15 protein-coding genes are annotated in these 23,966 nt (G+C 43.3%); 1 reads left to right on the top strand and 14 read right to left on the bottom strand.

Annotated elements, in window-relative coordinates:
* Positions 1 to 13: 13 nt before the first annotated feature.
* The 14 genes from GGD38_RS01855 to GGD38_RS01790 form a co-directional block, all read right to left on the bottom strand.
* Positions 14 to 379, bottom strand: a complete 366-nt coding sequence (locus GGD38_RS01855; protein ID WP_375299731.1) for a hypothetical protein — start codon at positions 377 to 379, stop codon at positions 14 to 16.
* A gap of 209 nt (positions 380 to 588) precedes the next feature.
* Positions 589 to 2,946: an ABC transporter permease gene (locus tag GGD38_RS01850; protein ID WP_375299732.1), complete on the bottom strand. Its 2,358-nt coding sequence runs from the start codon at positions 2,944 to 2,946 to the stop codon at positions 589 to 591.
* Between the two features lie 205 nt (positions 2,947 to 3,151).
* The gene (locus GGD38_RS01845) at positions 3,152 to 3,538 is read right to left on the bottom strand and encodes a response regulator (protein WP_375299733.1); all 387 of its coding nucleotides are present in this window, start codon (positions 3,536 to 3,538) and stop codon (positions 3,152 to 3,154) included.
* Positions 3,522 to 4,919, bottom strand: a complete 1,398-nt coding sequence (locus GGD38_RS01840) for an ATP-binding protein (RefSeq protein WP_375299734.1) — start codon at positions 4,917 to 4,919, stop codon at positions 3,522 to 3,524. Before GGD38_RS01840 ends, GGD38_RS01845 begins: the two co-directional genes overlap by 17 nt.
* Before the next feature lies 1 nt (position 4,920).
* On the bottom strand, positions 4,921 to 5,481 hold the full coding sequence (locus GGD38_RS01835) for a YfiR family protein (RefSeq protein WP_375299735.1): 561 nt from the start codon (positions 5,479 to 5,481) through the stop codon (positions 4,921 to 4,923).
* Positions 5,482 to 5,509: 28 nt separating this feature from the next.
* Positions 5,510 to 7,711 carry a TonB-dependent receptor plug domain-containing protein gene (locus GGD38_RS01830; protein WP_375299736.1) on the bottom strand — a complete coding sequence of 734 codons (2,202 nt, stop codon included), beginning with the start codon at positions 7,709 to 7,711 and terminating at the stop codon, positions 5,510 to 5,512.
* Between the two features lie 40 nt (positions 7,712 to 7,751).
* Entirely contained in the window at positions 7,752 to 8,153 is a 402-nt protein-coding gene (locus tag GGD38_RS01825; RefSeq protein ID WP_375299737.1) for a two-component system response regulator, read from the bottom strand.
* Positions 8,154 to 8,474: 321 nt separating this feature from the next.
* Positions 8,475 to 8,951 (bottom strand): hypothetical protein, encoded by a 477-nt coding sequence (locus tag GGD38_RS01820; protein ID WP_375299738.1) that lies wholly within the window; start codon positions 8,949 to 8,951, stop codon positions 8,475 to 8,477.
* 150 nt (positions 8,952 to 9,101) lie between these two features.
* Positions 9,102 to 10,610 (bottom strand): glycosyl hydrolase 53 family protein, encoded by a 1,509-nt coding sequence (locus tag GGD38_RS01815; RefSeq protein WP_375299739.1) that lies wholly within the window; start codon positions 10,608 to 10,610, stop codon positions 9,102 to 9,104.
* Between the two features lie 38 nt (positions 10,611 to 10,648).
* Positions 10,649 to 12,514, bottom strand: coding sequence for a heparinase II/III family protein (locus GGD38_RS01810; RefSeq protein WP_375299740.1), 1,866 nt, complete (start codon positions 12,512 to 12,514; stop codon positions 10,649 to 10,651).
* 6 nt (positions 12,515 to 12,520) lie between these two features.
* Positions 12,521 to 13,765, bottom strand: a complete 1,245-nt coding sequence (locus tag GGD38_RS01805; RefSeq protein ID WP_375299741.1) for a glycoside hydrolase family 88 protein — start codon at positions 13,763 to 13,765, stop codon at positions 12,521 to 12,523.
* A gap of 5 nt (positions 13,766 to 13,770) precedes the next feature.
* Positions 13,771 to 14,724 carry a DUF5017 domain-containing protein gene (locus GGD38_RS01800; protein WP_375299742.1) on the bottom strand — a complete coding sequence of 318 codons (954 nt, stop codon included), beginning with the start codon at positions 14,722 to 14,724 and terminating at the stop codon, positions 13,771 to 13,773.
* A 37-nt stretch (positions 14,725 to 14,761) separates the two neighbouring features.
* Positions 14,762 to 16,372: a RagB/SusD family nutrient uptake outer membrane protein gene (locus GGD38_RS01795; RefSeq protein WP_375299743.1), complete on the bottom strand. Its 1,611-nt coding sequence runs from the start codon at positions 16,370 to 16,372 to the stop codon at positions 14,762 to 14,764.
* 20 nt (positions 16,373 to 16,392) lie between these two features.
* A complete protein-coding gene (locus GGD38_RS01790; RefSeq protein ID WP_375299744.1) occupies positions 16,393 to 19,563 on the bottom strand; it encodes a SusC/RagA family TonB-linked outer membrane protein in 3,171 nt (1,056 codons plus the stop codon).
* 274 nt (positions 19,564 to 19,837) lie between these two features.
* On the opposite strand from GGD38_RS01790, the gene GGD38_RS01785 reads away from it, so the two are divergent.
* Positions 19,838 to 23,743, top strand: coding sequence for a two-component regulator propeller domain-containing protein (locus tag GGD38_RS01785; RefSeq protein WP_375299745.1), 3,906 nt, complete (start codon positions 19,838 to 19,840; stop codon positions 23,741 to 23,743).
* Positions 23,744 to 23,966 lie beyond the last annotated feature (223 nt).

The following is a 23,966-nucleotide window of genomic DNA, read 5'->3' as shown; positions in this document are numbered from 1 at the left end:
TCAATTTGATGCTTTACCAAATCAGGAATAGGCCTCTCCAAATTGGTTTATAGCCTCTCCCAATCGGGTAACAGCCTTCACCAACCGGGTTTTTGACTCTCCCAGTCAAATTAAAGCCTTCACCAGTCAGGTAATAGCCTTTCCCGATCGGGTAATAGCCTTTCCCGATCGGATAATAGCCTTTCCCAATCAGGTAATAGCCTTCGCCAATCAGGTAATAGCCTCTCCCAACCGGGTAATAGCCTCTCCCGATCGGGTAATAGTGTTTACCGATCAGGTAATAGCCTCTCCCAGTCTGGTAATAGCCTTTCCCAATCGGGTAATAGCCTTTCCCAATCGGGTAATAGCCTTCACCCAATGAGGTAATAGCCTTTACCATTCGGGTAACTGCCTTTACCCAATCGGGTAAAGCCTGTACCCAACTTGTTTAGTGAAAAACTGAGTTGGGCGAGGCCCAATGCCGGGTTGGAAGGTTCAAATTCCGAATTGGCGTAATGAAAAACTGAGCAGGTAATGTCAAAAACTGAGTTGGCTAAGTGAAATTCTGAGTTGGTAACGTCAAATATTGAGTTGGGGATATCAAATACTTTATTCAGTCCGCAAACTTTTTACGGGATTGGTAATGGCTGCTTTGATAGCCTGAAAACTTACTGTGAATAACGTTATTATTAAAGCTCCCAATACGGCTACGGCAAAGATCCACCAACTCATATCTGTTCTATATTGATATTTCTGCAACCAGTTATTCATAAAATAATAAGCAACAGGAATGGCAATACAGCAGGATAAAATAACCAATACAACAAAATCCTTTGAAAGCAGCTGCCATAAGTTGAAAACGGATGCGCCTATAACTTTTCTTATACCTATTTCCTTTGTACGTTGTTCTGCCGTAAAGGAAGCCAGACCAAACAAACCCAGGCAGGAAATCAGTATGGCAAGAATTGCAAAAAAGCCAGCCAATTTGCCAATGCGTTCTTCAACAGCAAATTGTTGGGCATATGCTTCATCTGCGAACTGGTATTCGAACGGACTGGAAGGATTCATTTTGTTAAAAACGCCTTTGATCTTCGACAATGCATCCGACACAGAAGCAGTTGGTGCAATTCGAACTAAAATTTTGTTTACCCATCCGTATTCAAGATGAAAAATAGTTGGGTGGGTATTTTCATATGCCGACTCCATCACCATGTCTTTAGCAATGCCAATGATCAAGTGGGCCTTCCCGTTCCAGTTAATAGTTTTTCCCAGCGGGTTTTGTATTCCGGTAAGTTTTACGGCAGATTCGTTTAATACAAAAGCACTGGTATCTGAGAAATTTCTCGAAAAATCTCTGCCGGCTGTTATTTGCCAGCCAACGGTTTTGCCATAATCATGCGTAACGGCAATGGTGCCAAAAATAGGGCTGGATCCAGGATCTTTTCCGCTCCACTCGAACCCCGTATTATTAGACCAGATATCGGTTGTGGTACTATTCGCCTCAGCCATATCTGCCACCGTACCGGTTTGCAAAAGTTCATTACGCAAACCATTATAATTTTTAAAAAGATCGGGGGTATTCATATCGATTGTGATCAACCCCTTTCTTGAATAGCCAACCGGTCTGTTTTTTGTAAATCGTACCTGCTGAAAAACGATCACTGTGCCAATGATCAGTGCAATAGATACGGTAAACTGTAATATGATAAGTGTTTGGCGCGGAAGTAAAGAAAAGCCACCCACCCTGAAACTACCCTTCAAAACTTTTATGGTCTTCAACCCTGATAAGTATAATGCAGGATAACTACCAGCCAATAAACCAGTAACAAAAGCAAACCCTACGGTAGATAACCAAAATACAGGGTTAGTAGTTGGTACCGAAATATTTTTACCGGCTAATACATTAAAGAAAGGTATAGTAACAAACACCAATATCAGAGAGATAAACATCGCAATAAATGTCAGCAGCAACGATTCGCAGAGGAACTGGCCGATCAATTGCTGTTTCAATGATCCAATGGCTTTGCGGATACCGATCTCCTTTGCCCGTTTTTCACTACGCGCGGTACTCAGGTTCATAAAATTTATACAGGCCAGCACCAATACAAAAATGCCTATCATTACAAAAAGCCAGATATATTGTATCCTTCCGCCACTCACTTTACCATTCTCGAACTCATTGTATAAATGCCATTTATCCATCGGGTGCACCAAAAGCTCTTCTTTCCATTCTTTAATATGTGGTTTAAGCAGGTCTTTTATGTTCGTAGTGGCCTGGGTAAAATCAATATGGTTGTTTAGTTCTACAAATAACTGGCTGCCATGATTTTTCCATTGCTCAGTTCGGGTATTGGCCCCGTTAGCAGCATTATTCCATGAAAGCAGGAATTTTGTTTCGTTCAAAGTGGTGTTAGTAGGAAGGTCCTGGTATACGGCGCCCACTTTCATCTCGGCTTTACCATCTACACGCACTGTTTTGCCAACAGGGTCATCATCACCGAAAAGTGCTTTTGCCACCGATTGCGACAGGATAAGACTTGATGGATCGGTGAGTGCATTTATGTTACCGCGTATGTTCAAACTTAAGATGGCCGGCAGGTCGGTTTCGGCCCACATGCCGCTTCGCGAAATTTTCTTTTCGCCCACAGCCAGGATATGAGGTGTGTTCCACGAAGAAAGCGCTACCCGCTTAAAGTCATTGGCAAAATTAGTTCGCAATGCATTTCCTAACGGCACTACTATTGATGCATCTGTTTCATATTTATTGTTAAAAGCCTGACTAACGAAAACCTGTCCAACGCGGGAATGGTTTTTATGATAGCGATCGAAAGATATTTCATCATAGATCCACAGGCCAATAAGTAAAGCCACCGCCATACCTACTGCAAGTCCTGCAATATTAATAGTTGAATAGCCGATGTTTTTAACCAAATTTCTCCATGCTATTTTGAAATAGGCTTTTATCATGATCTGCTATTTTAACATGATATATATTCGAATTCCTGCAAACCAGCACCCAGAAAATATAGGTTTGGCTATCAATAGATTAAGAAAAGCTTTTTAAGTCCTACTGTACGGTTTTGTTACAATCTTGTACGGAAATATTACATGCATAAAACCTTTTAATCAATTCGGTGATCGATCATGAAAGATAGAATTGAATGGTGCCGTTTTATTTATCAAACCAGGTATTTGCGATCATTTGGATCGTTTTTTCGGTAAGAGGTTTTTCAAGGTAGTCAATCACTCCTTTATACGTAAACGCCTTTGCTTTGTCCTCTGCTCTTGTTGAGGATGTAAGCATCACGATCTTTGCCTGTTTGCATACATTCATTTTGGTAATATTATCCAGAAAGTCAAAGCCATCCATCCGCGGCATGCGGATGTCGAGAAAAATAATATCCGGGCAATTATTCTGTCTTATCCATTCATAGGCAATAAGCCCGTCGCTGGCCATCTCTATTTCATTGGCAATAGCCAGATTTTTAAAAGCCAGTTCCGTAAGGAAGTTAGTAGCGTCATCATCGTCTACCAGTAAAACTTTATTGAAGTGGTGCATTGTTAAGATAAATTTTAAATGTTGTTCCTTTGTCTACTACACTATCAATGTATATTCTTCCGCCATATGATTCAACTATTGAATGGATCATATGTAATCCGATACCGGTACCTTCTATATCCGGATGAAAACGTTGAAACAGTCCGAATAATTTATCTTTGAAACGGTCCATGTCAATGCCCATGCCATTATCTTTCACTTCCAGCACAACGAAGTTTTCTTCACGGGTAGCTGTAATGTCAATGATCGCAGGTTTTCCCTCCTGTTTGTATTTGATGGCATTGGTTAGCAGGTTCTGAAAAATGCTTTTGAGGTGTACCGGCGGGAAGTTTACATGCCGGCACTGTGTGAAGTCTGCATTAATAACAACCTGGTCGGCTTTGTGGTCGAGTATTCTTAATCTTACTTCTTCCAGCGCTTCGCTCAGATCTATTTTTTCTCTTTCTATCCTGAGTGTTTTTCTGAATGCAATTATTTCATTGAGCGCATTGATAGTTTTTTGAATTTGCAACACAGAGTTTACGGCCAGGTTAAAAATATTCCGGTGCTCCGGTTTTATGGCATCCTTATCCTGCATGAGTGTTAACAGACCGCGTAAACTGGTAATAGGCGATTTCATATCGTGCGAGCTGATGTAGGCGAACTCTTCCAGTTCCCGGTTCTTGCGCTCAAGGCTCGTTGAATAGGTTTTCAGGGCTGCATTGGTCTCTTTGAGGAAACTATCCATTTTTTCAATTTGCTCCAGCATAGCATTAAAGCTGCCTCCCAGTATGCCTATTTCATCACTTCCAATATTCCCTACACGCAATGAATAATTTCCGGTTTTTGCTACCGCTTTTGTTTTTGATACCAGTCTTAATAATCGGTAAACAATGGAGCGTTGAAGGAAAATGGAAATGAGGAGCGAGGCCATAATGGCAGTAAGTAAAACAAGACCCGCTACCTGTATATAACCTGTAACAATTTTATTCAGGTCCTTTAACTGTGCATTTAATATAAGGGTACCTAAGAATTCATTATCCTGGTATAATTTATAGTTTATCGTCAATTTTTCTGCTCCATTGGCGGGCAGTGCCATGGCGTGTTTGGCAAATAGTTTCCCATTCTTGTCGAGCAGAATAGCTTCTGATATGTCAGGTTCTTTGTTCAGCTTGCTGAGGATCTGGGTGGCGGCATCCTGGTCAAAAAAGACGAGTGTAGAGATCGCATTTTCACCTACAATTCTTGCCAGGGAAAATAATTTCCGTTTGCCGGATTCTTTAAACGTTCTGATATCATTCAATACAAAGAAGATGCAACATATCAGCACAACGATAAAGGCTGTTGTTGTTTGAATTAAGATCAGTTTGTTTTTTATTGATAAATTCTTAAACCAGGTCATGTTATTTTATAATGATCGCAAGTTTTAATAATTGTGAGCTGGCCGTTAGTCCGGCCGCATTTAACGCTTTTACATTGGCTTCAAATTTCAGTTTTTGTTTTACGGTAACGAAATTGATAGCCGTGCCCTGTTCGGCATAACCATTCTTTTCGCTGATGATCAATGTACCTTTTCCGGAGGTTTTACCTAAAATATCCTCTAACGGAAAATTGCAATTACGGGAAATGAACAGGATATGGCAAAGACTGATATCAGCAGGTTTGGTAAAATGCCTGATGGTTATTTTTTTGTTGTCAACCGTTTCTGTTTTTACAATTTCAGCCAGCGGGTCGTTGATAGATGATTCCCCAATGATGCCTATGATAAATTCATTTTCATTTGCCGGCTCATTCCATTCAATATACTTTGTGAAATTATAAATGAAGGCGGCCTTAAGATTGTATTCCTTTGCCTGCTCTTGCAGCAATCCGGTAAAAGAGCAGGTGATGAAAAAGGTCAATGCTAAAGAGCTCAGTTTTTTATGTTGCCTGTTTTTAGATGAAAGCGGTCTGTAGTTTCTCATTGATTTGATATTGAAATGATCATCTGTGCTACCATTCAAAATGGGCTCCGCCAAATACCATTAATGCCGGCGAGTCGGCTTTATAGAATTCCCGCGATCCATTATTGAAGCAGTTCCTGCCGGTAAGGGTGAGGGTTAGCTTATTGGTAACAAGCCAGGATATGGCGGCATTCAGCATTAATTTCCCTTCGATGTTCTCAATACCTCTTATGCCATCGTTGTAAGTGAGGTTGCTGCTGTGCAGTTCTGTATGGCTGGTATAGAACCAGGGATTCAGATTGATATTTAATTTGCGGCCGGTATTCCAGTTTATGTAGGCGCCGCCATAACACGATGGAGTAGCGGTATGTTTCATTTTTGTTCCAATGCCTGAATATATATTGTACAGGGCCGGGTTATAGTTGTTGGCGGGCAGTGGTGGTGCTTGCGGACTAAAGGCGTATGCCGAGTAATCATATAACATGGTTTTTTGCAGGGTGATAAAGGGCTTTAATTGCAAGGAGCCTGCAATAATATTGGCTGCAAATGTTCCGCCCCATTGCTTTGCATAAACGGTTATGTTGTTAAGATCAAGTAATCCATGAAATCCAACAGGGCCGGTAGCATTGAATGTTCCGTTTTCAAAAATGGTATAGGAGAAGTTCCGGGTTTTTGTGGTGGACAGTTCAATGTCAAATTTTATATTTTCTGTTAATTGCAACCGGTAGCCAGCCTCGAACAGGGTTGATGAAAGCAGCTTTATGTTCTTGTTCCCTCTTATTTCAAGCAGGTAAGTTTGATTGGTTGGCAGAATGCCTGTAAGGTCGAGGTTGGAAAACAGATCAATAATTAATGGTGCCCTGTTGGCCTTTGAATGTACTACCCGTATTAAATGCCGGTCATCGATCTTATAGGTGGCCGCCAGTTGGTAAGAGAAATAGGTTTTATCGGGATAATTGAATTTATCGGCCCTGCCGCCGGCCACCAGGCGAAGTTTTTGGTCCAGTAATTTATAATCGGCCCGCAGGGAAACTCCTTTTGTAATGGATTCTGCCCGGCCGCTCCAAAAACCTTCTTTAATGTCTGTATTTACATATTTGCTGTCATCATACACAGCCCGGCGATAAATGAGGGCGGGCGTGAGCGTTAGATTCCTGATCTTTGAGATTTTATATTCAAGCACCGCATCGAGCGTGTTAAATTTCCATCTCCAGATGGTTGGGCCAACAACGGGCGCCTGTGTTCCGTTGAGGTAAGATACCTGTACCATGCAGTTATTTATATTACCCTTGATATTGGCATACCTGGTATCTGAATTGGCCGTGGTTAAATTAGCAGCATATGTATCGGCACCAAATGCCTTTTGTACTTCTGAATGCTGGGCGCCCAAAGCTGCTGCAAACTGTATTTTATCTGTAGGATCATAATTAACAGATCCATTCAAAGCATATTTTCGCATAGCTAAGTTGGGGTGGGGGTATCTTTCCCTGACGCTTCCCGTTGGGTCAATTTTTACCGTCCTAACTGAATCCAGTGGCACATACTGGTTGGTGAATTCATCATAATAAGAGGTTTGGGTCCTGTGCCTGTTTTGAAAGTTACCCGATATAACGGCGCTTATTTTATTTTTAAAGTTATAGCCGGCAGCGGCGTTTGCGATTGCCGAATGGTAGCTGCCATAGCGGGCATTGGCAACCGCGTACAATCCTTCTTTTGCCAGGCGCCGGGTAAGAATGTTGATCACGCCCGAAACAGCATTAGGCCCATATAAGGCGGCTGAAGGTCCTCTTACGACCTCAATTTTTTCAACATCATTAATATCTACCGGCAGGGTTTCCCAGAAAGTGCCCCCATGTAAATAATTATATACGGGATAATTGTCGATCATCACCAGGGTGGTGGAGCTGGTAAAAAAAATTAAACTGGCATTGGGCGGTATATTATCAAGCCCCCGAAGATGGATATCATAATTGCCGTTTGTTTGTTCACGTACAATTACCCCGGGAACCAGTCGCAATGCCTCCATGATCGATGTGCATCCGGCCCGTTTTATCTGTTCTTTCGTTATTACTGTTGAGGATAGTGGGGCTTCAAATGTTGGTTCCGGTGATTTTGAAGCCGAATAGATTGGAATATTCATCAGGCTCTCAATAGATAAGTGCAACAGTAGTGCTACAGAGTCTTTTTTCTGGGCATTTCCCTGCAGGGAAATAGCAAGCATGTATAATGCTAAAGCAGCTATCTTTTTCATTCTGTGGCCGTACCCGGTATTTAGAGGCTTACTGGAGTTGTTAATTGAGGTGAGTGGTAGCTATCATTTGCACTTTTTCAACAGTTAATGGCTTTTCAAGGTAATCGACGACCAGCTTGTAGCTAAAAGCCCTCAATTTATCTTCCGGCCGAATTGAGCTGGTAAGCATTACCACTTTTACATTCTTTGATGGCTTGAGGCTTCTTAATTTATCCAGAAAATCGAATCCGTCGAGCCCGGGCATTTTAATATCCAGGAAGATCACATCCGGACAGTCGTCCTGAGTGATCATTTTCAGGGCCCTAAGTACATTTTCGGCCGTTTCTATCTTTTGGGCTGCATGTAAGCCTTCCAGCAATTCTTTTGACAAATAATTGGCTGCGGCATCATCATCTACCAGTAATATTTTATTGAGTTGGTGAAATTCTACCGGAGGTTTCATAAGCTTTTATTTTGCGTTAATAGAAAAGGAGCAAGCCTGAAGAAAGCGTTCATGAGCACAACATTACAGTCTCGCAGGCTTTTAGTTAGTTTAGCTTATTAATCAGATGAGCAGGTATGTATAGTTGCCCTAATCTTAACCAGGAAAGCAGAGAGTTGCAGGTATAAACAAAAGGTCTATCCTAAGATAAGATAATTCTATTTAATATCCTCAGAAAGCCGGCGTAGCCTTTAAAAACGGGGTTATTTTCACGTTTTTAAAGGCTCTTGGTTAGCGTATTTGTTACAGTAAGTGAGGGCCCGTTACCGGTACAACATCAATTTAGCTGAATTTAAAAACTGCCAGCACAATGATTCCCCAGAACAGAAGGAGTTGAGCCGTATAAAAAATAGTCATTGGCGGAATAGTCGTTTTGATTACAGTAGCGCTTTCAGGGCTTTTTTCTATAAAAGCAGCATTTAACTTTTTTAACTGCCTGTTACCTATTAATATTTCATTAAGTGGAAGTAGCAGAATAAGTACCAGTTTAAGTTGAAGCCACAGCATTTGCATAAAAACACCGTGGGTGATGAACATAAGGCCTGTTCCGGAAAGGATCAACAAAATGCCGCCTATTCCCTTTACAGGGGCCAGGGTCGTCAAAAGCTTCAAAAGACCTGTTGATCCTTCATCTTGTTTTTTAAGCTTTTTTATAAATGCGCGAAAAGTGACGAAGGCCGCCACGGTGGTTCCGGCCATCAGGGCCAGGCCGCAAAGGTGTAAAACCAGCAAAAGTTGTCGTACGGTTTGTGTGTACATCAGGTGTTTTTTGTATTGTAACACAAAGCTCGCTCATGAAAAACGGCTGGTGATGCACCCAGGTTAATTAATTCTTTTCGGTCAAACTTTTTCTTTTATAAAAAAAAGGACCACCTGGCAGCGGTCCCTTTTATTTTATACAGTACAATACTACTGCTTAAAAAACTCCACATCATCAAAACTGCAATACGCATTGTTCCCACTGGTTTGAAAGCCTATTGTACACATGCCATTGGTAACATTGATATTGGTGATCTGTAATTTTTTCCAGTTGGCATCTATAGGAATGTTTAAATTAACCTGGCTGCCACCAAAGTCTTTTGCGAAAAGATAATTGGTTACCATTGTATACGGACTGCGCACCCATGCCTGAAAAGTGTACAGTCCATTGGTGAGGCCGGTTATGGTTTGACTGGTTGATACATTATAGGCGGTGGATTTCCAATGGGTAAGCCTGTAGGTACCAGTATGCGAATTGGTTTCGGTATAGTTCGCATCGGGATTGCTGCCGCCGGTTACCCAGCCGGTAGCAGATGTAACGGCTGCAGTATCTACTTCAAATCCCGGGTTCTTTACATAAGAAAAGCCATCCATACCAAGGGTGGGTCGTTTGTAAGTGGCATCAAAGGTACTTTTGTTCGTTGGTGGATGGTTATAGGCCTCAGGTTCCCAGTAATACACACCGAGGCCATGGTTGTTGGGAATACTGTCTACATAATTTAGCAGCGTCTCGATCATTGTTCGGGTTGTTTTTGGGTCCGACTGGTAATACCCGCATTCTGCAACAAGTATAGGTTTGTTATAGGTGCTTTCGAGGTTTAGCATATTGGCATAACTGTTACTCATTACGGTGCTGTAGTTCACCGTTGGGTAAACCGACATAGCTATCACATCAAAAGCGGCGCCATTTGCCAGCAGCCCATCGAGCACATATTTACAATTGGTATTATCATACCCTCTTGAAAAATGTACCACCACTTTTATATTACTGTTGAACGCTTTTACAGCATTATATCCTGCTTTGAACAAAGCGGCGTAATTGGCCATGCTATCGGGCAATTTGCCTGTTGGCCATAACATGCCATAATCTGTTTCGTTGCCCACCTGTACCATGTTGGGCGTTACGCCATATGCCTGTAAGGAATCAAGACAGGCGGTAGTATGCGCGGCCACTGCCAATGCCAGTGCGCTTAATGAATAGCCTGCCCAGGCGGCTGGTTTGTTCTGTTGTTTGGGATCGGCCCAGGAGTCGCTGTAGTGAAAATCGATAAGCACCTGCATACCTGCATTTTTTGCGCGTACCGCTTTGGCAACTACGTCTTTTATGCCATTGTAATAATTGGGTGATGCCGGGTTTACCCATACCCGTAATCGAATGGCATTTATGTTCCGTTCTTTAAGAATGGTGAACAGGTCCTGTTGGTCGGTTGTGTTAAAGAAAGTGTTACCGTTCTTTTCCATTTCTGTAAGAAAGCCCACATCGGCCCCTCTTAAAAATGAAAAACTGGTGTTTGTTGCTGCTGCAATTTTAGCGGTACCGGTTTTATTACTGTCATCTGTTTCCGGCACCCCATTTTTTTTACAACCTGCAATCGATAATAGGCACAGGCATGCGCCTGCAAGCATGCCGCCAGGCACGCTGAAGTTTGTTTTTTTCATATAGCATTCGAATTGGTGAGCAGAGTATGACCGCTACGTTACCACTGCGCCAATGGCTTCAACGAAGACTTTTGAACGGCAATGTTCTCTTCTCCGGGAACCATTATAACCTCCAGCGTTTTAGCGGTGTTTGCGGGAACGGTTACTTCAAAACCAATGATGGTTGTCCCCAGGTTCAGCGCATCGTAACTGTGTGGTGGGTCGGTAGGGTAGGTCTTAAATACAACACCGGGTAAACCATTTACAAACAAGGTGAGCTTTTGACCTTTGGTGGTTAACCCGGCCTGGTTGCCATTTATAGCAGTAACGGTGGCTGGGGTTAGCATGGCCCAGCGAATAACACAGGCCGTATCGCCGGTCTCTATTTCATCCCTTACAATAACATATTGTTTGTTTATAATAGCAATGCCCCGCAGGGCCTTTTGAAGGTCCTTGTTGTATATCGAAGTCAGGTCTAAAACAGTGTTTGTATTCAATGGGTCGGTACTGTTCTTTACAACCGTGGCATTGCCTTTTACATTTTGCAACTGGCCATTAACGGTGAGGGTGCTATGCGAGTAGTTGCTATAACGGAACACTTCCCAGCGTTGTGAGTTTTGGGCCATGTTCCATATGTCGAGACCTACTGATTCAAGGGTATTGTATTGTTGCATGCCAAGGTCGGCCGACCAGCGAACGCCATTGGCATCCATTACAAACGAGCCTGCATCCATATGGCCATGGCTTACTGATGGCGAACCGCCTTTAACGCCAACATATATTTCTTTGCCACCCCACCAGCTGGTACGCATCATTGCTACTTCATTACCGCCTTTTCCGTTCCATATTTTTTGCGCCGGTTCTTTTATATCTTTTACCGATACACCGTTTGCCCATAACATAACTGCAGGCAGTAAGCGGTTACTCTTTACATTGAATTTTGAGGTTTGCAGGTATTTCTTTTCTATATACAATAATGAAGGGTCTTTTAGTTTATCGGCAAACCAAAACATGGCGGGTTGCAATCCCTCTATACCGCCACAGTCGGAATAACTAAAGGGCTGGCCCGATGGACCAATAAGGTTTTCATAGAACGAGGCGGTTTGCATAAAGCCCGGCTGGCTGTTTAAATTAAAATCGGTACCGAAGATCTTTTCAAGCACATTGTTGAACAATACATTGAACGAAGTGCCATAACCCCAGTAGCTATAGCCTTCTTTGTAATTGCCATCGGGTGCATATTCCTTCATAGGGATGGTGATGCTTTTAATGGCCCTTTCGATCAATGCTACTGATGCGGCAGGTTGGTTTTCATAAACCGCCAGCGCGCCAAATGTAATACCGGCATTACATACCTGGTTCCAGTTGTTGCTGCCACGCAGCCAGCCATTGTATTTAGCCTCCTGCGAAGGGGTGAGCCCTTTTTCAATAATAGCTTTACTGATCACTTCACGCGATTTTGCCGGGAGGTCATTGTACAGCCAGTCATAACCAATTGAAACGGCCATGGTCATTTCGGCTACATCTAAAAAATGACTGGGATTCCAGTCGGTGAACTTTGAAACGGTTAGCAGCTCTTCTTCACCGCGGGCAAGAAATTTCTTTTTATGGGTAAGCCGGTAAGCATAAGACAGAAAAAAGATACGGCGCAGGCTTTCCCGTGAAACCTGTAACAGCCTGCGGCCAATAAGGGCACGTTGTAAAGGTTCCAGCGAAAGTATGGCTTCACTTTCTTCTATAATGCTGTTGTGCACTTTTTCCCAGGTGGTGTCTTTTTTTACCATTTGGGCAATGCGCTCTTCTTCATTTTTCAGGAACAACAGCCGTGGGTGTGCGGTGATCCTGTTCGTGTCGATCTGCGCCCGGCCAATGGCTGCCAGGGTAAGGAGTATAAATAAAAGCGTATATTGTTTAAGGTGCTTCATGTGGCGTTACTTTTTGTTAATGAGATCCCTGTACCTGCATAATGCTTCAAGATAGTAATAATCGGCATATACAAGCGGCACATCTATTTCGCTGCCATGTGGAATACTGCCAACGGAATGTTTTAAAATGAAATTGCCATTGGCGCCTTCTTTTGCCCGGTATACTGCACTGCCTAACGAATGTAAGATCTGCACCCCGCCTTGTTTGTATTTTTCTCCGTTTTTGTCAATCATGGTCGACAATTCCATTAAGGCCGAAGCGGTAATAGCGGCAGCGCTGGCGTCCCTGAACTTGGCGGGTGTTTCGGGTGCATGCGATTTAATGGATGGCGTATAACCGGGGTTGTTGGCATAAAAGTCCCAGTAAGCGATCTTGTCCTGTGGCAACTCTTTATTGTCGAGATAAAAATCGGCCATTTTGCGGGCAATGGTAAGATAACGCTTGTCGCCGGTTTCGCGGTAGGCCATGGTAAAACCATAAATGCCCCACGACTGGCCGCGGGCCCATACCGAATTGTTTGAATAGCCTTGTGCTGTTTCCCTTGTCAATACCGCGCCGGTAGTAGAGTCGTAACATACTACATGATAACAACTGTAATCGGGGCGCAGTTGGTTCTTTATCACTTTTTCTATATGCGAAAGGGCAATGTTCTTATAGGTTGGGTCACCCGTGGCTTTTGAGGCAAAGAACAATAACTCCAGGTTCATCATATTGTCAATGATCACGGGGAAATTATAACGTCCTTTGGCATCCCAGGAACCAAATCCATTCCACGATTTAATACTGCCGGTCTTGGGGCTGAACCGTGAACTTAAAGATTGAGCCGCCTTTATCAGTATGTTCTTATATGCTTCATTGCCGGTTAGCCGGTAGGCGTTGCCATAACTGCAATACATCATAAAACCCAGATCATGATGTTGCGTATAGGTTTGCAGCGATTGCAGCTTTTCCGTCCATTTTACAGCCTCGCCTTTGATAGCCTCATCTTTTGTGGCATCATATAAATACCATAAGGAGCCGGGAAAGAAACCGGATGTCCATTCGTATTTATCTGTTAATACCAGTTTACCCTGTTTATCGATGGAGCGCGGAAAGGTCTCATTTTGCGTATTGGCTTCTGCCAGCATGTTCTTTAATTGAACTTTGGCAAAAGAAAAGTTTTCGGTAACGAACATGTTTTCATCCCGCGGTGGTACGTACGATACGCACAAAACAACGGCTGCTACAGAAACGTAAAGTAATGTTCTCATTATTTTTATTGAACGGTGATGGTAATGGTTTTTGCCTCCTGCTCATTTTCCTCCAGGCTTACCCTGCCTCCATAGAATGTTGCTTCGTAGGTACCGGGTGTGGTATAGCGATAGGTAAAATGAACATCATCGATGCTTTGCGAGGCTATTTTTACAACGGTGCCCACATCGGGTGTTACCTTTTTTAAATCAATAGGCCCAATGATGGCCCATCCCTCTGCAACCGCCGTTGCAAAGGGTGCAGAATCGGCGCCGGTTATAACCAAAGAGGTAGAACCAATGATCCAGTTGTAAATATTTTTTACCCGGTAGTTTACAAAACCGGGGCTATAGGTTTGTACGCCATAACTTAAATAGGCCACGCTGCCGGCGTTATGGTTGGCTATTTCATACGAGGTGCCATCGGTAAGTATATTCTTTATTGAAAAGGAATCGATGGTCCATTTGTTTTGAACACTGCCTGGTTGGGCCGTATACCTAAACGCAACATATACTGGTTTTGATGCATTGGCAAAATCACTCAGATCGATATTTCCGGATGTTGTGACCGTACCTGTCGACAGGCTGGCCCTCCCGGTTATATCGTTCCAGGTTGCAGCACCAATACGATTGATGGTAGTGGCGGTATCACCTACAGCCACACCCTCAAAATTATCAGAAACAAAAAGGTTAAGGGAATTGGGTTGTGAACCATTGGCCCGTAACGACCTGAACCGTAACACAGGCGTGCCATCGGCCGAGGCCCTGTTGGCATAATTGAAACGTTTACCGGTTTCACCTGAGTAAAAGCTGATCATATCGGGATTTCCCGAAAAATTGAAACGCACCGTATCGCCTTTATTAACAGTTGTATTCTCTGCTGTTACCTCAAATGTATTGTTACCCCGGCTGAGTTGTTTTGAACAGGCCGATAGCACCAGGGCCGGTATTATGAGTGCGTATAGTATTTTATGCGGCATTGTCGTTGTTTGAATTTGTAAGAGATTAATTAAGATGTTACCAGCCGGGATTTTGTTCCATGGCTTTATTGATATTGATCTCTAATGATGGTATGGGCAGCAGCAGGAATTTTGTGCTGGCGGAGGCCGTCATAAAGCCCAATGTCCAACGGCTTTTATTGGTGGCCGAAGCATTGGAGTTGTTGATCTCCGTTGTCATGTTCGCAAGTACGGTATTGAACGTTCCCCAGCGAATAAGATCGGCCTTGCGTAAACCTTCATAGCATAGTTCACGGGCACGCTCATCCATAATAGCCTGCCTGAACTGTATTTGTGATATACCCGAAGCAAGGTCTGCTGTTGCGCTGGTGGCATTGGTTGGTACCTTGTATCCACGGCGGCGTACCTGGTTTATGGCGTTGTATGCTTTTGCGGTGGCGCCGTTCACTTCATTCTCCGCCTCGGCCTGCATCAGCAGCACATCGGCATAACGCAATATGGGAAAATTGGTGCCATTGTAGTATTGTTGTTTAGGCGGCGCAAGCTTTTCATAATATCTTCTCCATTTACCCATTTCGCGGCCTATGATATTGCTGGCAGAAGCATTAACACGGGTGGCTGAAGTAGCGGTACTGGTAAAAGAGAAGGGGCATATATTCCAGTCTCTGCGTGCATCGCCGGCGCCATACAAGTTATACAGGCGTAACGATGTTTTTATGTTGGAACCTGCATAGCCGGTATCCAGATTGTTGCAGCCCAGGTTCATGGTGCCTAATTTGCTGGCTTCAAAATAAGCCGTGTTGTTATCGTTCATGTAAAAATCCGCTTCCCAAATACATTCTTTAATGTCGTATACATCGCGCGATTCGTTGATGAAGATCTGGCTGTAGGCCGAATTGGTTAATGTAGCATCGTATGTGGTTAGCAGTGCATGTTCATTACCGGCCACCACTTTATCGGCCCATTGTAATGCGTCCTTATACTTTTCGGTGTCGTTCAATGGGTAACCGGCCATCTTCAAACATACCCTTGCCAGTATACCCTGCACGGCTGTTTTTGTTATGCGGCTGGTATTACCTACAGTGGTTATGGTATTCACTTTTGACTCTGCATCTTTCATATCGGTCAATATTTGGTCGTACACTTCTTTCATTGGTGTGCGTGGAATATTAACCGTGTTTACATCTGTGTTAGGCGTTATTTTCAGGGGCACATCGCCATAATTGGTAACCAGCAAAAAATAGTAATAAGCACGCAGAAACAGGGCTTCACCTAAGATCACATTACGCCTTGTGTCATCCATGGCCGGTTTATCGATGTTCGCTATGAGCAGGTTGGCCCTTTCAATACCAATATAACATTGCTGCCATATACCTGTTACATAGGGGTTGGTATAATCATATTGATAAAACATGGGCGCCGAATAGGCATTGGAGCTATAGTTGTAAAAACCTTCGTCGGTGCATATACCCATCTGGTACCAAAGGCCGCTGCCATACAGGTATTCGTTGCCCAATACATCGTACACACCAGTGAGCGCCAGGTTCAGTTCGGCTTCGCTTGAATAATAATTGGTAACATCAACAAAATCGGTTGGCTTTTTATTCAGCACTTTGTTACATGAGCCAAGTATGCTTATGGTTATGAAGTATATCAGCAATTTTTTCATATCGCAAGTTCTTTTAATTGTTAGAAAGAAATAGAGGCGCCAAGGGTTACAACACGTGGACGTGGGTATGGACTGTAATCAAAACCCGGGGTCAATACCGAATTGAATACACTTACCTCAGGGTCTATGCCCGTGTATTTAGTCCAGGTGGCCAGGTTTTGTGCAGAGGCATATACGCGCAGCGCTTTTAGTTTCATACGCTGTAACAGTTTTGATGGCAGGTTGTACCCTAGCGATACTGTTTTTAAGCGAAGAAAAGAACCGTCTTCAATTACCCTTGAGTTTGCGCCGGTTGGTGTGGTGGGGCCGGCGCCGCCAAAGCCTGCACGAAACAAAGTAGATGATTGGTTGTCGGGTGTCCATCTGTCCTGAAAGCTGGCAAACTGGTTGAGGTTCGAACGACCAAACAGATTTCCTTCAAAGATGTACCGGTTGCCATTGATGATGTCGTTACCATATGACCACTGGAAGAAAACATTCAGATCAAAATTCTTATAAGTAAAATCGTTGTTGAAACCGCCGGTATGGATAGGTAATCCGCGGCCAATGATGGCGTAATCGTTGGGATCAACTACCAGGTCGCCATTCAGGTCTTTGAACTTTATATCGCCGGGTTGTATCTCAGGGCGCTGCCGGCCATTGGTGGTGATATTGTCTTTAAGAATATAATTGCCTGCGGTGGTTTTGTTGAAATCGCTGTATTGATAAACCCCGTCCCATACATACCCATACATCAAACCCAGGGCATTGCCTGTTTGGGCTATATACGCAGGAATGTTGCGGAAATAATAATCGAATGGAGCATAAGCCGGCATTGAAGTTTGCGACTCGGTTAGTGAGAGCAGTTTGTTTTGATTGAACGAGATATTGAAACTGCTTTTCCACAAAAAGTCTTTGTTCTTTACATTAACAGTGCTTAACGTTAATTCCAGACCCTGGTTCTGAACACTGCCTATATTTCTCAACGCATTGCTATAGCCGGTTGACAAAGGCAGGTTTGCATAGATCAACAGGTCATTTGTTCTTTTTCGATATACATCTGCAGTGAGGTTGATCCTGTTATTGAGGAACCCGAGATCGGCGCCGAGATTTATTTGATCGGTAGTTTCCCATTTCAATTTTTCGTTACCGTATGTTGACACATAAGCGCCGGGTATTGTTACGTTGCCAAACGTATAAGCCTGTGGCTGGTTACTTACCGAGATGGCGGAGCGATTCCCAAAATCAGCTATCCTGTTGTTTCCGGTAACGCCATAGGTAATACGTAGCTTACCTTCTGACAACGCCCGGAAGCCCTGCATAAATTTCTCCTGTTTGAACCGCCAGGCCAGGGCAGCGGATGGAAAATAACCCCAGTGTTTCTCTTCGGAGAATTTGGATGAACCATCTGCGCGGAAGGACATTGTTAATAAATATCTTGATTTGAATTTATAATCAACCCGGCCCAGGAACGACATCAGGCCCCATGATGACGAAGCGGCTGTAACGATCTCGGGTTTGCCTTCATTTAAACCGCTAATGCCCAGCGACGGCCTTTCCAAATTGGTGGCGCTGCTGCCGTACGAAGAAGTTTTATTACCGGATTCCGTAATACCCGCCACCACGGTAAACTGGTTATTACGATTGATAGATTTATTATAAGTAAGTGTGTTTTCATTTACCCAGGTACTGTTCTTATAAAAGATAACCGAGCCGTTGGCGCCCTTGGTAGCGCCTACAAAAGTGCGTTTATTGCCAAATACGGTAAATGAATCATTAAACTGGTTTACCTGTGTTATGTTATTATTGATGCTACCTGTTATTCTCAATTTTAAATTGGGCAGTATGGCGTATTCTGCATACCCATTGGTGATGATATTAGTACCAAGGTTTTCGCGCAGCAAATGTTGTTGGTTCAAAATGGGGTTTATGCGGGCATCGAGATTGGGATCAATACCGGGATCGAATAGTTCATCCTGGATACTTTGCCCTTCGGCCAAACTAAAGTTGCGATAGCCCCAAACACTGTAGAGCGCAGCCGTTGTTGAACTTCCGTTCGATACAGTGGAAGGGGAAATACCGCTTTGTTTTAAATGGCTATAATTTATGTATACCCCTGCTTTTAATTTGGGGTTGATGGTTTGATCGAGCGATAAAGTGCCCTGGTATCTTTTGTAACCTGAATTAATAATGGTGCCATCCTGATCGAAGATGTTACCGCTAAGATAATATTTGGTATAAGCGTTGCCGCCGGTAACCGCCATATTATAGTTTTGCATGGTAGCCGATCTGAACAATTGTTTTTGCCAGTCTACTTCCTCTACTGTTTTATAATATTCGAGCGTTTTTCCATTGGTCAAATAAAGAGGGGCGGCGGCTGAGTAGTCTTTATCGAGTTGGTATTTTACAAACTCATAAGGGCTCATCAGCTCCATGGTCTTAATATTATTTTGCGTGCCAACCGATGCATTGAAGGTGATCACCGGCGGACCGGTCTTTCCTTTTTTTGTGGTAATTATTATAACCCCATTAGCTCCCCGGGCGCCATAGATAGCCGTAGCGGAAGCATCTTTAAGCACCTCCATAGATTCAATGTCCTGTGGGTTAATGATGTTGTTGTTGGGGTTTTCAATGGGGAAACCATCTATTACATATAGGGGCGAGTTATCCTGTGTTACCGAGTTGGCGCCCCTGATGGTGATATTAACGGTTGAACCGGGTTGCCCATCTACAGACGAAACGTTTACGCCGGCTACCCGCCCGGCCAGGGCTTCGTCAAAAGCGCGCACCGGCGCTTTTTGCATATTCTCAACAGGCGCTTTTGCAACGGCACCTGTCAAATCGTCTTTCTTAATGGTGCCATAACCAATGATGATAACATCATTCAGTCCGGCTATTTTGTTAACAAGAGTGATGGCGTAGTTGGTGCGGTCGTCTATTTTTAACTGTAACTCTTCATGACCTACCGATGTAAAAGTGACTAGGTCGCCTTTTGAAGCGTTTATACGAAAACGCCCCAGTGAATCTGTTTGGGTTTTGGCGTTTTTGACGTTTGATTGAATACTGATATTAGGCAGGGGGGCGCCTGAACTATCCCTTACGGTACCGGAAACCGGCTGTTGCGCCCAAAGGACCGATGGTAAACAAACAATAAGCAGTAATGGAATGAGTATTCTTTTGGCTATACTGTACGGGCTGTTTTGCGGCGTCATAATAACAATCGTTTGGTAAAAGCAATCTGGTGAAAAAGTTTGGTTCTCGTGCTTACACAAAAATGGTGCGTTCAGAGAGAAATCCGGGGTGAAAAAATCGACAAAATGGGGCAGTTTTTTGAAAATTAGGGTTAGATTTACCTTCATCGTGCGCATTCCGTCATTCCTCAGACAATATGGTGTAGTGAAATTGCTGCTGGCAATTTTTATTTTTGCAATACCTGAAACGTACGGGCAAAAAATATTCTTTGCCCACCTAAACGCTGAAGATGGATTGTCACAAAATTCAGTGCTTGCCATTGCGCAAGACCACCAGGGATTTATTTGGTTTGGCACCCGCTCGGGGTTGAACCGCTACGATTCAAAAAGATTTGTAACCTACAGAGCAAATGCTGCACAAAATGGCAGTATCTCCAGCAATTATATTTTATCGTTACTGGCCGATAGTCAAAAGAACCTTTGGGTGGGTACCCGTAATGGAGTGAACAGGTATCGGCCCGAAGATGATAGTTTTGAAAAGATCAGTTTTGAAAAAGAACCCGGCAAGGAAGTTTATATCAATTATTTGTTCGAAGACGGTAAAAAGAGAATTTGGGCAACTACCAGCAATAGTGTTTATATTATTAATGATACAAAAAAGCCGGTGCTTAGTGTATTTGCTCCAATGGCAGGTTGGCAGTTAGGTATTGTATATGTTGTTTTCGAAGACAGTAAAAGCAATATCTGGATAGGCGCTGCAAACGGCCTGTTCAAATTGACTGCCGATGGAAACATCACCTCCTACAGCAACCGTCTTGCCGATCATAGCGTTACAAGTATTGCTGAAGATAAAAACAAACAACTGTGGATTGGCACGGTAAGTGGCGGTTTGCATTTGTACAACAGAGAGAAAGACGAGTTCAAACATTTTAAACATAGCGGCGCCGCTTCACTCATCAATGATCATATTCGTAAATTGTTACCCGATGATAGGGACCACCTTTGGATAGGCACGCAGGAAGGCCTGAGTGTTTTGGATATAAACACCTTCCGCTTCGAAAACTTTACCAACGAACCGGGAAAGCAGGAGAGTTTAAGCCAGAACTCCATCCACAGTTTGTTTATGGATAGGGCCGGCACAGTGTGGGTGGGAACCTTTTTTGGCGGTGTAAACAGTTATTCACCGTACTTCAACCACTTTTCTATTTATAATAATAACTCCGATTCGTTCAGGCTTAATAATAATGTGATCAGTTCAATTGTTGAAGATCATAAAGGAAATATAATGATAGGCACCGAAGGGGGTGGGGTAAATTATTGTGATGCCAGAACAGGAAAGGTTGCCTATTTCACCAATGATGCGGCCCGGCCCAACAGCCTGGGTTCGAACCTGGTGAAAGTTATTTATAAAGACAGGCAAAATGACATTTGGATAGGTACACATGGCGGCGGGCTTAACCGCGTAAAGTATGAAAGCAGTGGTATCTCGTTCACCCGTTATTCGTATGATGCCATCCATGGCGATGCATCCGGGCTCGAGATCTCGAGCATCGTGCAGGACCATCGGGGCCTTTTGTGGGTAGGCACAGAAAGAAAAGGAGTAAAGCCTTTTATAAAAGCAGGCGATAAACTGGTAGCGGATACCGGTTTTGATAAAGCGCTGCAACCGGTAAGAACTGCTTCCGTAGGCTGCCTGTTAGAAGTTTCTTCAAAGGCTTTATGGATAGGCACTACAGATGGCGTATATGAATTAAACGGCCAGGTGTTAAAAAAAATAACCGGTACCAATGGTGTTACCGTCAATTGCATTTTTGAAGATGCAGCAAAAAACATCTGGCTGGGCACAGCCAACAACGGTTTGGTTTGTTTTGATATAAATGGAAAGAAGCTGAATAATTACACCGTTAAAGATGGCCTTTCGCAAGACAATGTATTAGGCATTCTACAGGACAGGCAGGGAAATTTATGGATAAGCACAGGGAACGGACTGGTGAAAATGAATACAGACAGATCGTTTCAAACCATTAACCGGCACGATGGACTGGCGGGAAATACTTTTAATAATAACAGTTATTACAAGGACGCAGCAGGGCGAATGTTCTTTGGCGGCTACGATGGGTTAATAAGTTTTAATCCCGATGAAATAAAAGAGAACAAACAACCGGGTACCGTATATATTACAGGTATTCATTTACCTGGTAATGATAACAGGAATATTTTACAACAAAAACGTTTGGTGCTCGATCATAGTCAAAATGTTTTTACCCTTGATTTTGCGTTGTTGAGTTATATAAAACCAGGTAAGAACGGTTATGCGTACAAGCTGGATGGGTACGATGAAACGTGGAAGTATACCACCGAACCTTCGGCCGTTTATACAAACGTACCGCCGGGTGAATATACTTTTTGGTGTAAGGGTAGTAATAATGATGGCGTATGGGGCGAACCGGTGTCATTAAAACTCAGGATCACACCGCCGTTTTGGAAAACATGGTGGGCATATTCTATATATGCGGTTTTATTTGCCGCACTTGTATTTTTTATTACCTACCATTTTTATCTGCGTGCTTTGTATAAAAGGAATAACGAGCTTACACAAATGAAGCTTGACTTTTTTACCAATATTTCGCATGAAATAAGAACGCATTTGTCGCTTATTATGGCGCCGGCCGAAAAGTTGATCCGGGCCGATGAAACCAGGCCGCACAGTACGCAGGAGGTTCAAACCATAAAAAACAATTCGGAAAGTTTATTACAACTGGTGAATGAATTGATGGATTTCAGAAGGGCCGAAACAGGGCATTTACCATTACATGTAACAGAAAATGATGTGGTGAGTTTTGTGAACCAGGTGTATACCTCGTTCACTGAAATAGCAAGCGTTAAAGATATTACAGCAAAATTCAATGCCTCCACCCAGGAGATGGCCGTGTGGTTTGATAAGGAGCAAATGCAAAAAGTGTTGTATAACCTGTTGTCGAATGCTTTTAAGTTTACGCCGGATGGTGGGTTTATTGAGGTAACCTTACAGCAGCAAACAGAATCGGTTATTATACAGGTAACAAACAATGGTAAGGGTATAGCTAAAGAAAACCTTGATAAGCTATTTGATAACTACTTTCAGGAAAATGATTATGGCCAGCGCAACACCGGTTATGGAATAGGGCTGGCGTTATCAAAAAGCATAGTGGAGCTACATAAGGGTAGTATTCGGGTAAGTAGTCAAAAAAGAGCGCACGAGGAAGATCACCTCACTATTTTTTCGGTAGAATTACTGAAAGGAAATAAACACTATACCAGCGAACAGCTTGCCACATATGCGAAGCCGGAGCCGGCTCTCCATTTTTCACAAACCCGAATGCCGTTACCATCCAGTGAAGAGCCGCTGCAAAATGAAGAGGCTGGCAGCAAAAGAACATTACTGATAGTAGAAGATAACCAAAGCATCCGCACATTTATAAAAGAGGTTTTACAGAACGAATATTTCATTTTGGAAAGCACCGATGGGCAGGCAGGGTGGGAGCTGGCAGCAGAACATATTCCTGATCTCATTATCAGTGATATTATGATGCCGGTGATGGATGGGCTTGCATTTTGTGATAAGTTAAAAACAGATCTCAGAACAAGTCATATCCCTGTTATACTGCTTACCGCCAAAACCTCGGTGGCTAACCAGGTGAGTGGCTTACAGGCCGGGGCCGATGTTTACCTTACCAAACCTTTCAGCATAGAAGTACTGGAGTTGCAGGTGCATAATCTGTTGGCGGCAAAAGAACGGATCAGAAAACAGTACGCCACCTTGTTGTCGTTGCCCGGGAAGGAGACGGTTGCAAAGGAAACCGAAGAACTAAAACCCGCACTGCATCCACTGGATGAAGCGTTTTTGAATGAGCTTATCAGGCTGGTAGAAGAACATCTTGATAACGCTGATTTTGGCGTGGCCATGTTGTCGAAGCTGGTTGGTATGAGCCAGCCGGTGTTACTTAAAAAGATAAAGGCAATAACCGGTATGAGCGCCAATGATTTTGTGAAATCACTCCGGTTGAAAAAGGCCTGCCGGCTTCTTTTGGAAAACCGCTATACCGTATATGAAGTAGCTTATATGGTAGGCTATGAGAATAGCAAATATTTCAGCCGTGAGTTTAAAAAGGAATTTGGGAAAACGCCTACTGAGTATGCGGCAAACGAAAAATTTTTGTAAGTAAACATCAAGAAGACCTGCCGATTAAGGCGGGTCTTTTCTTAACGTTAAGGCTTATCTGAAAAACAGATTCAATGTATTGGCATATATAAATGGTGAAACTTCAGGCGCTGTTACGTTATAAAAAAAAAGTATGCGGGCGCCTTACAACGAGCAAATTGAGTTTTACCCTTACATCGCAAACAAAACAATTTGTGCAAGTTATGCACAGGATGGCGCAGGA

The organism is Niastella sp. OAS944, from assembly GCA_024809215.1.
Taxonomy (GTDB): domain Bacteria; phylum Bacteroidota; class Bacteroidia; order Chitinophagales; family Chitinophagaceae; genus Niastella.
This window is presented reverse-complemented; position numbering and strand designations above follow the sequence as displayed.

Bases quoted from the DNA above. Each gene is read 5' to 3' on its own strand.
- GGD38_RS01800 (WP_375299742.1), bottom strand. From the start codon at position 14,724: ATGCCGCATAAAATACTATACGCACTCATAATACCGGCCCTGGTGCTA.
- GGD38_RS01795 (WP_375299743.1), bottom strand. From the start codon at position 16,372: ATGAAAAAATTGCTGATATACTTCATAACCATAAGCATACTTGGCTCA.
- GGD38_RS01790 (WP_375299744.1), bottom strand. From the start codon at position 19,563: ATGACGCCGCAAAACAGCCCGTACAGTATAGCCAAAAGAATACTCATT.
- GGD38_RS01825 (WP_375299737.1), bottom strand. From the start codon at position 8,153: ATGAAACCTCCGGTAGAATTTCACCAACTCAATAAAATATTACTGGTA.
- GGD38_RS01815 (WP_375299739.1), bottom strand. From the start codon at position 10,610: ATGAAAAAAACAAACTTCAGCGTGCCTGGCGGCATGCTTGCAGGCGCA.
- GGD38_RS01855 (WP_375299731.1), bottom strand. From the start codon at position 379: ATGGTAAAGGCTATTACCTCATTGGGTGAAGGCTATTACCCGATTGGG.
- GGD38_RS01805 (WP_375299741.1), bottom strand. From the start codon at position 13,765: ATGAGAACATTACTTTACGTTTCTGTAGCAGCCGTTGTTTTGTGCGTA.
- GGD38_RS01850 (WP_375299732.1), bottom strand. From the start codon at position 2,946: ATGATAAAAGCCTATTTCAAAATAGCATGGAGAAATTTGGTTAAAAAC.
- GGD38_RS01830 (WP_375299736.1), bottom strand. From the start codon at position 7,711: ATGAAAAAGATAGCTGCTTTAGCATTATACATGCTTGCTATTTCCCTG.
- GGD38_RS01835 (WP_375299735.1), bottom strand. From the start codon at position 5,481: ATGAGAAACTACAGACCGCTTTCATCTAAAAACAGGCAACATAAAAAA.
- GGD38_RS01845 (WP_375299733.1), bottom strand. From the start codon at position 3,538: ATGCACCACTTCAATAAAGTTTTACTGGTAGACGATGATGACGCTACT.
- GGD38_RS01820 (WP_375299738.1), bottom strand. From the start codon at position 8,951: ATGTACACACAAACCGTACGACAACTTTTGCTGGTTTTACACCTTTGC.
- GGD38_RS01840 (WP_375299734.1), bottom strand. From the start codon at position 4,919: ATGACCTGGTTTAAGAATTTATCAATAAAAAACAAACTGATCTTAATT.
- GGD38_RS01810 (WP_375299740.1), bottom strand. From the start codon at position 12,514: ATGAAGCACCTTAAACAATATACGCTTTTATTTATACTCCTTACCCTG.